13 protein-coding genes are annotated in these 13940 nt (G+C 40.6%); 7 read left to right on the top strand and 6 right to left on the bottom strand.

From position 1 onward, the window contains the following. Positions 1-67: 67 nt before the first annotated feature. The 3 genes from IZT61_RS18630 (at position 68) to IZT61_RS22485 (ending at position 827) form a co-directional block, all read left to right on the top strand. A complete protein-coding gene (locus IZT61_RS18630; RefSeq protein ID WP_196098527.1) occupies positions 68-328 on the top strand; it encodes a type II toxin-antitoxin system Phd/YefM family antitoxin in 261 nt (86 codons plus the stop codon). A 17-nt stretch (positions 329-345) separates the two neighbouring features. Further along, positions 346-621, top strand: coding sequence for a Txe/YoeB family addiction module toxin (locus IZT61_RS18625; RefSeq protein ID WP_196098526.1), 276 nt, complete (start codon positions 346-348; stop codon positions 619-621). Positions 622-704: 83 nt separating this feature from the next. After that, positions 705-827 (top strand): hypothetical protein, encoded by a 123-nt coding sequence (locus tag IZT61_RS22485; protein ID WP_262895699.1) that lies wholly within the window; start codon positions 705-707, stop codon positions 825-827. Between the two features lie 59 nt (positions 828-886). On the opposite strand, the gene IZT61_RS18620 is transcribed toward IZT61_RS22485, so the two are convergent. Then, positions 887-1429 (bottom strand): DUF5606 family protein, encoded by a 543-nt coding sequence (locus IZT61_RS18620; RefSeq protein WP_196098525.1) that lies wholly within the window; start codon positions 1427-1429, stop codon positions 887-889. Positions 1430-1597: 168 nt separating this feature from the next. Then, positions 1598-2053 (bottom strand): peptidylprolyl isomerase, encoded by a 456-nt coding sequence (locus tag IZT61_RS18615; protein ID WP_196098524.1) that lies wholly within the window; start codon positions 2051-2053, stop codon positions 1598-1600. 217 nt (positions 2054-2270) lie between these two features. Here IZT61_RS18615 and IZT61_RS18610 point away from each other — a divergent pair, with 217 nt between their 5' ends. Together IZT61_RS18610 and IZT61_RS18605 are read left to right on the top strand one after the other, a co-directional pair. After that, entirely contained in the window at positions 2271-3452 is a 1182-nt protein-coding gene (locus IZT61_RS18610; protein ID WP_230383965.1) for an asparagine synthetase B, read from the top strand. A 315-nt stretch (positions 3453-3767) separates the two neighbouring features. Further along, positions 3768-4505: an outer membrane beta-barrel protein gene (locus tag IZT61_RS18605; protein ID WP_196098523.1), complete on the top strand. Its 738-nt coding sequence runs from the start codon at positions 3768-3770 to the stop codon at positions 4503-4505. 468 nt (positions 4506-4973) lie between these two features. Here the strand turns inward: IZT61_RS18605 and IZT61_RS18600 are convergent, their stop codons facing one another. Genes IZT61_RS18600 through lpxK form a run of 3 tightly spaced genes read right to left on the bottom strand, consistent with a single transcriptional unit; the run spans position 4974 to position 8830 of the window. Further along, on the bottom strand, positions 4974-6980 hold the full coding sequence (locus tag IZT61_RS18600; RefSeq protein WP_230383761.1) for a putative porin: 2007 nt from the start codon (positions 6978-6980) through the stop codon (positions 4974-4976). 1 nt (position 6981) lies between these two features. After that, positions 6982-7797, bottom strand: coding sequence for a purine-nucleoside phosphorylase (locus IZT61_RS18595; RefSeq protein ID WP_196098522.1), 816 nt, complete (start codon positions 7795-7797; stop codon positions 6982-6984). Continuing rightward, positions 7769-8830 (bottom strand): tetraacyldisaccharide 4'-kinase, encoded by a 1062-nt coding sequence (lpxK, locus tag IZT61_RS18590; protein ID WP_196098521.1) that lies wholly within the window; start codon positions 8828-8830, stop codon positions 7769-7771. The genes IZT61_RS18595 and lpxK overlap by 29 nt, the downstream gene beginning before the upstream one ends. Positions 8831-9149: 319 nt before the next feature. Between lpxK and IZT61_RS18585 the strand changes: the two genes are divergently transcribed. Beyond that, on the top strand, positions 9150-11501 hold the full coding sequence (locus IZT61_RS18585; protein ID WP_196098520.1) for a TonB-dependent receptor: 2352 nt from the start codon (positions 9150-9152) through the stop codon (positions 11499-11501). Positions 11502-11592: 91 nt separating this feature from the next. Here the strand turns inward: IZT61_RS18585 and IZT61_RS18580 are convergent, their stop codons facing one another. After that, positions 11593-12039 carry a hypothetical protein gene (locus IZT61_RS18580; protein WP_196098519.1) on the bottom strand — a complete coding sequence of 149 codons (447 nt, stop codon included), beginning with the start codon at positions 12037-12039 and terminating at the stop codon, positions 11593-11595. Between the two features lie 235 nt (positions 12040-12274). Here IZT61_RS18580 and pruA point away from each other — a divergent pair, with 235 nt between their 5' ends. Then, positions 12275-13909 carry an L-glutamate gamma-semialdehyde dehydrogenase gene (gene pruA, locus IZT61_RS18575; protein WP_196098518.1) on the top strand — a complete coding sequence of 545 codons (1635 nt, stop codon included), beginning with the start codon at positions 12275-12277 and terminating at the stop codon, positions 13907-13909. The last annotated feature ends 31 nt before the right edge of the window (positions 13910-13940 follow it).

The raw sequence follows: 13940 nt of genomic DNA, 5'->3' as shown, positions 1-13940 counted from the left end.
TGGAAAAAAAACTTGACAGAGCGTACTTTTAAACGTACGTTAGCAAGTACGTTAAATTATAATAATTATGAAAGCAGTAACCATTTCATCACTTCGAACAAATATGAAAACTTATTTCGATGAAGTAAGCACTACGGAAGATGTTCTGATTATACCTCGAAACAACAACGAAAACGATGCTGTTGTTGTGATTTCAATAAAAGAGTATAATACACTTACAGAAACAGCGCATCTGTTGTCAACCGAGGCAAACCGTAAAAGATTAGAACGCTCCATTGAAAGCTTAAAGCAGGATAATGTAAGATCATTTTCCTTAGAAGAAGATTAAACAGTTGATGTAGAAAGATGGATATTGTATTTACAATTGAGGGCTGGGAGGAATTTGAATATTGGTTGGATAATGACCGGGAGGTAGAAAAAAAAATTAGAGAATTACTGAAGAAAATAAAAAGAACCCCTTTTCACGGTATGGGAAAGCCAGAACCATTGAAATATAATTTAAAAGGCTTTTGGTCGAGGCGCATTACAGGGGAACATCGCTTAGTTTACCAAGTATCGGGAATTAAAGGTAAAGACCAAAAGTGTGCCATTGTTCAATGTCGGTTTCATTACGACCAATAGCAAAAAACGAATTTTTATAAACCAACGGTTTTCTTATGGAATAACCGCTTTCTAACCATCATTAACTAATAAAAACCAATAATATGTACGATAAATATAAACGCAATTACCGATTTAAAAGTAACCAAAGTGGTAGCAACAAAGTGTTTTGGATAAGCATGGTTATTGCTTTGATCATTGTTGCTTTGCTATATTATTTCTTTTAAAGGCATAAAAAAACACCAGATAAAATACCTGGTGTTTCAAATCGTAAAATAAAGGAGCTTTAAACGCCTTTTTTACTTGTCATGTTTGCTTTTTTGGCCGGAGCTGAAGTTTTGGTAGTTGCTTTTGCATTACCTGAACCTTTAGCGGCAGCAGATTTTGTTTTCTTATCGGCAACTGCTTTTTCCTCTGCCAATTTCACCTCTGCGGGCGTTCCTGGTGTTTCAGGAGCATCCTCGGTAAAAAGCGGCAAATCTTTTAAGATAGTATACCAGGTAATAATCTTCTTCATATCAGAAGCATACACCTTTTCTTGATCATGGCCGGGAGCAACTTCCAAAAAATAAGGACGCAAGTTGTCTTTTAAATCAGGAGTAGATCCCTTGGCAGAAATGTTGGCGAAAATATCGGCCAATTTAATTTCGTCCTCTTCGCCGTAAACGGTAATATCTTCTAACGAAGCCAGTTTGGTATTGGTTATGTTGGCGACAATTTTAGTTTTCTGCGCATCAAGGCTTTCTAAAATGTAACCCACTTTATTTTGCCCAACCAGTTTAAACAAACCTGGTCTACCAGAAACGGCAACAATTCCTCTTAAGTTCATATTTTTTTGAGATGTGAGAATTGAGATGTGCGATGTGAGCTGTGAGAAAATTCTCAAACCTCATATCCATTGTCTCAAATCAATTGTTTAATTATTTAAATGATGTGAGAAACGAGATGTGAGGCTGAGCAAACCTCATATCTCAAATCTGGTATCTCATATCTAATTTTAATCAATAATTTCGATTCCTAAAATTTTATCTCCCTGACGGATGTCGTCAACAAGATCTACATTTTCAACGGCTTTTCCAAAAACAGTATGGTTGCGATCTAAGTGCGCAGTGTTTGTTCTGCTGTGGCAAATGAAAAACTGAGAACCTCCGGTATTGCGACCTGCATGTGCCATTGACAATACGCCACGATCGTGATATTGGTTTTCGCCAGTTAATTCGCAATCGATCTTGTAGCCTGGGCCACCTGTGCCCGGCATTCCGGTTGCACCTTCTTTTGAATTTGGACAGCCGGTTTGAACCATAAAATCAGGAATTACACGGTGAAAAGTTACACCGTCGTAAAAGCCTTCGTTGGCTAATTTTTTAAAGTTTGCAACTGCTTTCGGAGCATCTTGTTCGAAGAACTCAACAGTCATATCACCTTTTTCGGTTTTAATTATTGCTTTACTCATATCTATTTATTTGTTGCCACCTAAAAGGGCGTTCTAAAAAGTAGAGGGCAAAAATAGCAAAATTGTGTAACTTATAATACCATTAAATTTTTCTAAACAGTTTAAATGCGGTATTTTAGTGTTTTAAGCCTTTACCATTTTGAAAAAGAAATATTATATCCTTGTTTTTTGCCTGCTTTGTTCCCTCGCACTTCGAGCTTCGTCGTTGCTGATTTACATGGATGAAGATCAGAAAAACCACCTAAAAGCATACGGCATCGCCTATTGGACCATTAGTAAGCAGGTGGAGGTAGATTGGCTGTTAAACTACCGCGGCGGAAGTTTTTTAATTAAGTACAATAAAACCGTTGAGGATGAATTAAAGATAAGGGGCGTTTCTTATGATGTTATGGCAGATGGAAAAGTGATTTCATTATTAAACGAAATCAGCGATCCGTCGGTTAATATGGAAATGGTAAAACTAGAGAAAACGCCGAAAATTGCGGTTTATTCACCAAAAAGTAAATTGCCCTGGGATGATGCCGTGACGCTGGTTTTAACTTATGCCGAGATACCTTACGATGTGATTTACGATGACGATATTTTGCAGGATAAGCTCAGCAAATATGATTGGCTGCATTTACATCATGAAGATTTTACCGGCCAGTTTGGGCGTTTCTGGGCAAACTTCAGGTATGCTAGCTGGTACCAGGAAGATGTAAAAAATCAGGAGGCTTTAGCAAAGAAGATGGGCTTTAAAAAAGTTTCAGAAATGAAACTTTCGGTAGCAAAACATATTAAGGAATACTGTGCCGGTGGCGGCTTTTTGTTTGCAATGTGCTCTGGAACGGACAGTTTCGATATTGCCCTGGCTGCCGATGGCGTAGATATTTGTGCTCAAATGTTTGATGGCGATGCCGCAGATCCTAACGCACAATCGAAAATGGATTTCAATAAAACACTGGCCTTTCAGAATTTTAAACTGGATACGAACCCTATGAACTACGAATTTTCGGATATTGACGTTACCCAGTACAGAACACTTACGAAAACGAACGATTACTTTACGCTGTTCGATTTTTCGGCAAAATGGGATCTGGTTCCCACCATGCTTACCCAAAACCACGATAAAGTAATTAAAGGATTTATGGGCCAAACAACGGCCTTCAAAAAAGACCTCATCAAAACCAGTGTAACTGTTTTGGGCGAAAACAAAGGAGCGGCTGAAGTTCGTTATTTACATGGCGAAATTGGAAAAGGGCAATTTACCTTTTACGGAGGTCACGATCCGGAAGATTATCAACATGCCGTGGGCGACCCACCAACCGATTTGAACCTGCACCCTAATTCGCCAGGTTACCGCTTAATTTTAAATAATGTATTGTTTCCGGCAGCGAAAAAGAAACCACAAAAAACATAGTTCTTTTTTTAAAGTCATCGGGTGAATATAGCAAGGCGCCTCATATTCATCTCATGGCTGGTTTTTTGACATGTACGTCTCAGTTTGTGTAGTCTTTCCTGATATCTATACAAATTAACGCACAACTATTAAGGTTAACGCGATCTACTCTTTTTGCACAGATTAATTAAAAAACCCACTGTAACACAATAACTTAACTATGTAGTTTGTAACACACATGATACTTTGGCATAGCTTTTGGATATGGGGCTTGTAATTAACAAGTAGGCATAAGCCGGATTTTTAAACAGAATTTCTTACCTAAAGAAAAATATTATGAAAAAGTTACTATTAAGCGCATCGGTTATCTTGTTGGCAACTGGCGCTTTCGCACAAACAACAATGACAGGCTCTGATGCAAGATTTGGTATTAAGGCAGGTGTAAACTTATCGAGGTTCCATGCCAGCGATTTTGATGGAAGCACAACTTACAACGACAACATGAAAGACAATGTTGGGTTTAACGTTACTGCTTTTGCCGATTTTGGTGTAGGAAACAATTTCTTTATCCAGCCGGGAGTTTCGCTACAAAACAAGGGTGCCAAATTCGAATCGACAGATGTGACTACAATTGGCAACACCACAACAACAACTGTTGCAACAAATAAAACCAATTTAATGGCTATTGAGGTTCCAATTAATGCGGTTTTCAGAATTCCAACTGGTAGCGCCGGTGCAGTTCAAATTTCTGCTGGTCCGTATGTTGGCTTTAACATTTCTGGAAAAAACAAAAGAGAAGGATCAATTACAACACTTAACACGACCTCGAATACTTCAACTGTAGCGAACTCTTCAAGCGAAGATGATTTATCATTCGGTTCTGCGGCAGACAAAAACTATGCAAGTACCGAATTTGGCGCTAATTTCGGTTTAGCGTACCGTACAAATTCTGGTTTCTTAGTAGGTGCTAACTATGGTTTAGGATTGACGAATTTAGTTCCGAAAGACGCTAGATCTGGTGATGGCAAGTTAACTAACCGTGTTTTAGGTTTCTCAGTTGGTTATTCATTCTAAGAGGATTTAACAATAAAAAAGATCCCGTTCCGAGAAATCAGAACGGGATTTTTTGTTTTAAAATTATTATGGTTTAATTGTTGGTTACAATGCGGTGTTTGGCTTAATATATACCATGTCAGGCTGAGCGAGTAGAAGCCCCGTTTATATCGCCCTTCGACTACGCTCAGGGCGACAATTGAAGCTTGAGTTTTTGACTAATCGCCTTGCCTGAACCATGTCAGGCTGAGTTTGGTGGAAGCCCCGTTTGTACTGCCCTTCGACTACGCTTAGGGTGACAATTGGAGCTTGAGTTTTTTGACTAATCGCCTTGCCTGCACAATGTCAGGCTGAGCGGAGTCGAAGCCCCGTTTGTACCGCCCTTCGACTACGCTCAGGGTGACAACTGGAGGTTAAAGTCATCCGATGAATCTGAACGTACTGCCTATATTCATCGGATGACTGTACGCCAATGAACCAATTGCCTAATTAATCGTAAAAATTCCAGCTTACGCCAAATTTCAACAAGGCATCTTGCATGGGGTAGCGATTAACGGTATAATAGCCTTTTTGAAATAAGCCCTGATTAACAAAATCGTATTTTACAAAAATATTGGCACGTTTAAGGTTCGCCTTTAAAAACACATCGGCAACTGGCCGCGAACTTAACGATACCGGATTGTTGGTGTCGATATAAAACTGCGCCGTTGCGGGCGAGTAAAAGTAATTGGCATATTCTGAATTGTACCTCACATCAAAACCAACATTAGTTTTCAGCACCTTAAAAAACACATTATCAAAATAGAAACTGTTGTAGGTGTAAAACTCAGGCGTCCGCAATACCGAATTTTTATCTGTTTTTTGGTAAGCAATGTAATTCTCGAGAACAAATTTCCCGAAGCGCCATTTCTTCTGAATGTCTATCCTGATCAAACTGATATCGGCCGTTTCCTGCTGAGGGAGAATAGAATTGTAGCCATTAGCATTATCTAACCCGAAATAAAGATAATTGGAAGTTAGAAAATATTTTGCGCCTGCATTGAAGCCATATTTATCATTAATGTAGTTGAACGATAAGTTTGCAACTTTTGTGTTCTTAAAATCCTGATAATCCCATTGGTAGTGGTTGCCATGATAATAATTGAATATGGCGGCAGGCGTTTGATTTTGTACGTAGGCACCCAACTCGATCCTTCCGATCGATTTGCCTAAAAGAATTTTGCTTTTGGCCTCATACAAATAATCTCCGGCGTTTTCACCTTGCAAAATCTGCTGAATATCTAAATTAAAATCAATATTACTGCTAAATCGATACCCCGCAGCACCCAGAACCGTAGTGTTTTGATAATTAAACTTACTTTGCTCGTAGTTTGTTCTATCGGCCTTTACGCCAAAATACTGGTGTTTGTAAAAGTCCTGACGAATGCCGGCATCAACCTTTAACTCATTTTTAATCACCTTTGTGTCTTTCGCCCGAAGGAAGAAGCTATAAATAAATTCGTTTTTAATGTGTTGTACGTGGGTAGAGTCGTTGGTAAATTCAGTGTTGTTAATACCAGGGGGCATTACGTTGTTCGGGTCCGAACCGGTTTTATAAAACGTATAACTGTCATTATCGTACTGCAAAGTGTACGATACTTTATTGGTTGGCAATGCGCCGTTGTTTTCATTTGCTGAGGTATCTATCCGGCCCACATAATACGTCTGCTTTAAAAACAGGGTATTTTTTCGATATAGGTTCCGCGAGGCCTCTAGGTTTACGGGCTCTGCATCCCGGCTGATTTTGTCGTAACCAGGCTCAAATAAGTCAGTAGCTTCCGTCGAACCGTTTTCATAGGCTCGCATGGTATTAAAAATGGCGGATGCCCACATATTGTAGCGTTTGTTTGGCGATTGGTACCACGAAAACACGGCTACGTTAAGGTTATCGCCACGTTGGCGGGCATAAAAACCTTTTGAATCGGCACGATTGAAGTTGACGCCCACATTCCAGTTCTTTTTAACATTTTGGCTGTGGATTGCCCTAAAGAGCTGTTCTTTTTGGCCTGCACTAACAAAGTATAGGCTTGTAAACGGTGCTCTGGCCTGATAGTAGATGATATCCTCGGGCGTAAGGGCATAGTAATCGAGGGAATGAAATCCGGGATCGAAGCCGATACGTTTGCTCGGTTCATACAGCAATGGCCGAGCCGATAAACCCATGTTACCGGTACTGATAGTGGGGTGAAGTGGCTGTAATAAAGGGCTGTAGTTTTGGATGTTTACAGTAGAGGTATCTAAAGGCAACAGCACTATGCTGTCTTTACTGAGCGACAGTTTGGTGTAGCGGATGTATTTGGCGGTAAAAACCACTGAGTCTTTCCCGGCATCGAGCTTGTTCCGCACAGAATCCAGCTCTTTGTTATCGCCAACAGACGTTTTTAAATCCTGCGCAAATGCGCTGTTAACGCCCAAGAGCAGCAAGAAAAATAAGAGAATCCGAACAACTTTGCCCATCTTATATTTCAGCAATTAGTCGTGTCAAAATTTCGGTCATTTTTGGTTCGGCCTTTGCGGCAACCGCTAAAATTTCATCTAAATTAAAGGGTTGCAGATCTTCGGGGAAGCCCTCATCGGTAAGCACCGATATTGCAAACACGGGCAGGCCGGCCTGGTTGGCAACAATTACCTCGGGTACGGTGCTCATCCCTACAGCGTCTCCGCCAATTAACCGCAAATATTTGTATTCAGCTTTGGTTTCTAAATTAGGCCCTGAAACAGCAACATACACCCCTTTGTGGCAGTTAATAGCTACCTCGTTCGCAATGCTTAAGGCTTTAGCAATAATATCACGCTTGTAAGGTTCGCTCATATCGGGAAAGCGTGGACCTAAGGAACTTTCGATTAAACCACGTAAGGGATTATCGGGCTGAAGGTTGATGTGATCTTCGATGATCATTAAATCGCCACGTTTAAATTCGGGGTTTAGCGACCCTGCGGCATTAGAAACGATTAAATTTTGGATGCCAAGCCCTTTCATTACCCTTACCGGAAAGGTGATCTGTTGCATGGTGTAGCCTTCGTAATAGTGTAACCGGCCTTGCATCGCCACGATTTTTTTTCCGCTTAATGTTCCGAAAATCAATTTTCCACTGTGAAACTCCAATGTTGAGATGGGAAAATTTGGAATATTGGAGTACATCAATTGATGCTCAATTTGTATTTCTTTAACTAAACCACCTAAGCCTGTGCCCAAAACTATTCCGATTTCGGGTTTAAAGTTTTCGGTTTTGCGCTTTATATATTCAACGGTTTCTTCTATTGCTCTTAACATAGGTTAAAATAAGTTCATCAAAGGTAACTTTATCTTCTTCAAATAAATCAACCTCGATGGGTAAAAAATATACGGGTAAATTTACCAGTAAATCTTCAAATCCCACAGCTTTTAAACGTTTGCTATCCTTTTCTGTTGTGATGATCACTTTTTCATTTTTGGCCGACGATTGGAAAGCTGATTTAAACTTTTTGATATCCTCGGTTTTAAAGGCGTAATGATCGCGAAATTCCTCGTGTTTTATGGTTTTGGTGTACTTTTCGAGCTCTTCGATAAGTGGGGCAGGATTAGCAATTCCGGTAAGTAAGAAAATCTCGTGGTCTTTTATCGATTCGAGCGATCGTTGCTCGTCTGTATACAGGTGCTGTAACTCGCCGTACTTTAGGTAAGAATGAAGTACTTTTTGGTTATCGTTCGGCTGCAGTTCGTTTATCGAAGCCTGCTGCGCAACATGCAGCAACGGAACTGGCGATTTTGTAACCAGGAGAACATCTGCACGTTTCCGCGACGAAAAAACATCTCTTAAATTGCCTGCTGGAAGCAAAAACTGCAGGGTGCCCAGTTTCCTGAATTCGAACAGCAAAATATTGAAACCGGCCTTAATGGCTCTGTGCTGAAAGGCATCATCGAGTATAATTAAATCGTGGCTGTGCTTTAGTTTTTCAATTCCCTTAACTCGATCTTCGCAAACGGCAACGGTTACGTTTTCAAATTTCTGGTAATATTGTAAAGGCTCATCGCCAATGGTTTCGGCGGTTGCGGCGTCATCAGCAATGATAAAGCCTTTTGTTTTCCGCCCGTATCCCCTGCTTAAAATGGCCACTTTATACTCGGCCAAAAGCCTTACCAAATATTCGGTTGTGGGCGTTTTGCCCGAACCGCCAATAGCCAAATTGCCTACACAAATTACAGGTAAATCAGCAGTAACTGACCGCATCAGGCCCCAATCGTATAATTTTTTGCGCAAGGTAATGGCCATGGCATAAATCAGTGAAAATGGAAGCAATAAAAGACGTAAATAATTAAGTAGCATATCGTCGCGTTCAAAAATACTTATAAATAACAATAAAGTGGTATCGCGTTTCTAACGATCCCTACCTAAAGCAACCGCAGGAGGCTTAAAATGTTTATAAGATTTTGGCGGATTAGTGTGCTTTGGCAACTAAACTTATTATTCGCGAGAGAAACTGATGATTTTATTTTGATTGAATTTTATAAAAGCTATCTTCGTAGCTAATTAATAATTAGTCCAGATAAAAATAAAAACCATTATCCACAGTTCATTTCTTCGTTTGACTCACATCCCAGTGTACATCAAATTATCATTAATTTTTAACACAAAATTTAATTAAATGAAGAAAATTTTTAGTCTGTTGATCACAGTTTTTATCAGTTCGTTGTTGTATGGCCAAACGGGGATTATTAAGGGTACCTTAACTACCTCAAATGGGAAACCAGCAGCACATGTCAGCATTGTTTTTGAAGGCACGGGCAAAGGCACTGTTTCGGATGTGAGCGGCAATTATATCTTAAATGATGTTAAGGCTGGTACGTATATTTTAATAGCAAGTTCGCTTGAATTTGAAACGCAAAAAACAGAGGTGAGCGTTGCAGTTGGGCAAACCACAAACTTAAACCTAACCTTGATAGAAAACCAGGGGCAGCTAAACGATGTGGTTATATCTGCAGGAAGAACTCCTGAAACAATTGATCAAATACCCTCTTCTGTAACTGTTGTGGGGCTCAAAACCCTGCAGGATAACATCAATATTTCGAGCAATATTGCTACAATTCTTCAAACTTATGTACCTGGCCTGGCACCGAGCACGGGTTTGAGCAGTAATGCCGGGCAAACGCTTCGCGGACGTAGCCTATTGATTATGGTAGATGGTGTACCACAATCTACTCCACTTCGTAACGGGGCCATGGATTTAAGAGCTCTAGATCCAGCAGTTATTGAAAGGGTGGAGGTTGTTAAAGGCGCAACCGCTATTTACGGAAATGGCGCCGCAGGTGGCTTAATCAATTATTTTACACGCAGCGCCAAAACCGATAAGGTTATTAACAGCCAAACCTCAATAGCAACAACAGGATCTTTGGTTAACAAGGCCAATAGCATGGGCGGCAGAATCAGTCAGTTATTTTATGGCGACAAAGGTAAATTAAGCTATGCCTTAAGCGGTGTTTACGAGCAAACTGGTGAGCTTAAAGATGCAAAGGGCGATATAATGCCTCCTGTTTATGGGCTTGGGGAAACCGATTCTTATAATGCGTTTGCAAAATTGGGCTATAAATTCAATAGCAAGCATAAGGTTCAGGCAACGTATAATTTCTATTCCAGCAGGCAAGCTACCAATTACATTACAGTAAATGGAGATTATGCCAAGGGCATAAAAACTACGGCAATGCAAGGCCAGGCTAGCGGTGTGCCGCAGGGTGTAAAGGGAAATCACAACGCGAATATATTTTTTGCGGGCGAAACAGGTGTTGCAAACACGACCTACAATGCCGACTTTTACTACCAGAGTGTAGATAATGTATTTTTTTATTCGGAGGCTTTTGTTGATGGCGGTGTATCGAGAGTGCTTTCCAAAAAAAATGGAGCAAGGCTGGTGTTGAATACTCCTTTTTATTTTGCTTCTGCTGATGCCAATGTAACATATGGATTAGATGCACAAAGGGATAGAACCTCTCAACCATTGGTTGATGGGCGCATTTGGGTGCCGGAAATGGATATGGTTAATTATGCACCGTTTGCGCAGGCTCGGTTTACCTTTTTCGACAAACTAATTTTGAAAGGCGGTTTGAGGTTCGAAAGCGTAAACATTGAGGTAAATGATTACAAAACATTACCTTCTAAAAACACGACAACGGGGGTTGTTACGCCATCGATCGATGTAAGGGGCGGCAATCTGCATTACAACCCACTCGTATTTAACGTAGGCTTACGATATAACACTTCGGATTATTTTTCGCCCTACATCAGTTTCTCTCAAGGCTTTACAGTTTCCGACGTTGGCGTAGCGCTGCGTGCGGCGAAGGTGAACGACATTGCCAAAATTAACACAGAGGCAGTTATTGTGGATAGCTATGAAGCTGGCTTTGTGAGTAAAGTCAAAAATCTCCGCTTCGAAGCCACGGGTTATATCAGTAAATCGAGCCTTGGCGCTAATAGTGTATTTAACAACGGCGAATATATCGTGGTTAGAGCGCCGGAACGCATTTACGGCTTTGAGTTAAATGCTGAAATGAAAGTTACAAAAGCTTTGAAGGCAGCCGTAAACTATAGCTTTGTTGAAGGTAAGGCAGATGCCGACGATGATGGCAAGTATAACGGAGAGAAAGACGAATATCTGTCTGGCCATCGTATTGGCGCCCCTATGTTTGGCGCAAACATCAATTACAGCATTTTATCTGGCAAGCTCAACCTGTTGCTACAATACACGGGCATTACGAGCAGAGACCGGTTTGCAAAGAAAGCGAATGGACTGTACAACCCTTTTGAAGGTCCGGTAAAGGCTTATAATTTATTCAATTCTGCTATATTTTATCATATAACGCCTGCTACATCTATTAATTTAGGTGTTGAAAACATGTTCAACGAGGATTATTTTACACCGAGGTCGCAATATACTGCCCGCAACACCGATTATATTAAAGGTAAGGGAGCATCTTACCGTTTAACCTTGAATATCAGGATTTAATTTACGCCAATAACGATGTGGATTGATACAAAATTGGTATCAATCCACATTCTTTCCCGACGCTCCGAAAAACTCATTTTTCAAAGTTTGTCTAATACAGGTTTTCTATAGTATAAGTGCTTTGATTAAATGAAAATGTATCTCCTTTTTTCAATCCTTCCATTACCTTATAAATTGGTGCCTGTTCGGATATGCCTATAAATTCTTTTCCATCAACGGAAAATTTTCCAACAGATACCGAAATGAAAAAGTTTAAATCTTTTGTATACACCACAGCGCCAAGCTCTACCTGGTCGCTAGTTAAATCGGGTTTTATCGAGTTCAACACACTCAACTCCCTTTTAGCAAAAACCAGCTCTTTTTCATAGTTTGCGATAACTTCCAGCTTGCCGGTGTTGCGGTTTTCTGTTTGGCTGGGCGAAGTGTCCTGACTGTTCATATCAGCCTTAATGGTATCTAACCTGCTTTCAAATCGGTCGACCTGGTTTTGTTGAAAATCTACACAAGCTTTTAGTATACTCGGTTTATTGTTATTCATATTATTCTATTTAGTTGCAAACAAAATACAAATTTTAAACCGTTATCATGTCAATTTTATTGACTTTTATCAACTTTTATCTTATCTTACCCTTATTGGTCGGTTGCATTTTGCTACAAAAAACGATCTGTTAATTTAAACCAGGCGATCAAACGTTTGCGCTATTTCTTGACAGAATAATAGAATTGCATCCCTCAAAAAGCCTTATCTTTGCGTAAATCATAAAAAATAAAATATGCTTAAAGGATTTTTTAACATACCTACTCCGGTAAACGAACCTATATTAAACTATGCCCCCGGCAGCAAGGAACGTGCACTATTAAAAGAAGCACTTGCAGCAGCTCGCTCACACCAGCAAGATATTCCGATGTATATTGGAGGCAAGCAAATTCATACCGACAAAAAAGGTAAGGTTGTTCCACCGCATGATCATCAACATATATTAGCCCAATTTAGCATTGGCGACAAAACACATATTACACAAGCCATTGATGCCGCTTTAGCAGCAAAAAACGATTGGGAAAACCTTTCGTGGGAGCACCGTGCAGCCATTTTTTTAAAGGCAGCTGATTTAATTGCAGGCAAATACCGTTATAAATTAAATGCGGCCACGATGTTGGGCCAAAGCAAAAACGCTTATCAGGCAGAGATTGACGCAGCGTGCGAATTGATCGATTTTTTACGTTTTAACGTAAGCTACATGGCCGATATCTACAAACAACAACCTCCGGTTTCGCCTCGTGGCAGCTGGAACCGTGTAGAACAACGCCCGCTAGAAGGCTTCGTTTTTGCATTAACCCCATTTAACTTTACGGCTATTGCGGCAAACTTACCTGCATCGGCAGCGATGATGGGGAACGTAGTAGTTTGGAAACCAGCCGATACACAAGTTTATGCGGCCAACCTTTTAATGGAAATATTTCGCGAGGCTGGCTTGCCTGACGGTGTTATAAACCTGGTTTATGCCGACGGCCCTGAAGCTGGTGAAGTGATTTTTAACCATCGCGATTTTGCAGGAATCCACTTTACAGGTTCTACTAAAGTGTTTCAGGAGATCTGGAAAACTATTGGCACCAATATTCACAAATACAGATCATATCCACGCATTGTTGGCGAAACCGGCGGTAAGGATTTCATTTTAGTGCATCCTTCGGCACAGGTAGATGTTGCAAACACTGCAATTGTTCGCGGTGCGTTTGAATATCAGGGACAAAAATGTTCTGCTGCAAGCCGTGTGTACATTGCCGAAAGCCTTTGGCCGCAAATTAAAGAGCAGATGTTACGCGATTTGGCTACCTTTAAAATGGGCCCAACAGAAGATTTCTCGAACTTTATCAACGCCGTTATCGATGAGCGCTCATTTGATAAACTGGCAAAATATATCGATGCTGCCAAAAATGATAGCGATGTAGAAATTATAGCAGGTGGAAACTACGATAAGAGCAAAGGTTACTTTATTGAGCCTACTGTTTTAGTGGTTAAAGACCCTAAATACACCACGATGTGCGAAGAGTTGTTTGGCCCCGTTTTAACAGTTTATGTTTATGCAGACAAAGATTTCGACTCGATTTTAGAAATTATTGATACGACTTCGCCATATGCGTTAACAGGCGCTCTAATTGCTCAAGACCGTTATGCGATTGAAAAAGCAAGCCATGCGTTGCGCAATGCTGCAGGTAACTTTTATATCAATGATAAGTGCACCGGGGCAGTAGTTGGCCAGCAACCATTTGGCGGCGCCAGAGGCTCGGGCACAAACGATAAGGCCGGTTCGATGATCAACCTTTTACGCTGGGTTTCGCCACGTACCATCAAGGAGGTTTTCGATGCGCCAACGGATTACCGCTATCCATTTTTAGCCGAAGATTAGAAATTAAAAGGCCAGAACTCACGTTTTGGCC

Origin of the sequence: Pedobacter endophyticus, from assembly GCF_015679185.1 — a bacterium.
Classification (GTDB): Bacteria; Bacteroidota; Bacteroidia; order Sphingobacteriales; family Sphingobacteriaceae; genus Pedobacter; species Pedobacter endophyticus.
The sequence above is the reverse complement of the archived record's forward strand: the minus strand, read 5'-3'. Positions and strand labels throughout refer to the sequence as shown.

Bases quoted from the DNA above. Each gene is read 5' to 3' on its own strand.
- IZT61_RS18630 (WP_196098527.1), top strand. From the start codon at position 68: ATGAAAGCAGTAACCATTTCATCACTTCGAACAAATATGAAAACTTAT.
- IZT61_RS18625 (WP_196098526.1), top strand. From the start codon at position 346: ATGGATATTGTATTTACAATTGAGGGCTGGGAGGAATTTGAATATTGG.
- IZT61_RS22485 (WP_262895699.1), top strand. From the start codon at position 705: ATGTACGATAAATATAAACGCAATTACCGATTTAAAAGTAACCAAAGT.
- IZT61_RS18620 (WP_196098525.1), bottom strand. From the start codon at position 1,429: ATGAACTTAAGAGGAATTGTTGCCGTTTCTGGTAGACCAGGTTTGTTT.
- IZT61_RS18615 (WP_196098524.1), bottom strand. From the start codon at position 2,053: ATGAGTAAAGCAATAATTAAAACCGAAAAAGGTGATATGACTGTTGAG.
- IZT61_RS18610 (WP_230383965.1), top strand. From the start codon at position 2,271: ATGGATGAAGATCAGAAAAACCACCTAAAAGCATACGGCATCGCCTAT.
- IZT61_RS18605 (WP_196098523.1), top strand. From the start codon at position 3,768: ATGAAAAAGTTACTATTAAGCGCATCGGTTATCTTGTTGGCAACTGGC.
- IZT61_RS18600 (WP_230383761.1), bottom strand. From the start codon at position 6,980: ATGGGCAAAGTTGTTCGGATTCTCTTATTTTTCTTGCTGCTCTTGGGC.
- IZT61_RS18595 (WP_196098522.1), bottom strand. From the start codon at position 7,797: ATGTTAAGAGCAATAGAAGAAACCGTTGAATATATAAAGCGCAAAACC.
- lpxK (WP_196098521.1), bottom strand. From the start codon at position 8,830: ATGCTACTTAATTATTTACGTCTTTTATTGCTTCCATTTTCACTGATT.
- IZT61_RS18585 (WP_196098520.1), top strand. From the start codon at position 9,150: ATGAAGAAAATTTTTAGTCTGTTGATCACAGTTTTTATCAGTTCGTTG.
- IZT61_RS18580 (WP_196098519.1), bottom strand. From the start codon at position 12,039: ATGAATAACAATAAACCGAGTATACTAAAAGCTTGTGTAGATTTTCAA.
- pruA (WP_196098518.1), top strand. From the start codon at position 12,275: ATGCTTAAAGGATTTTTTAACATACCTACTCCGGTAAACGAACCTATA.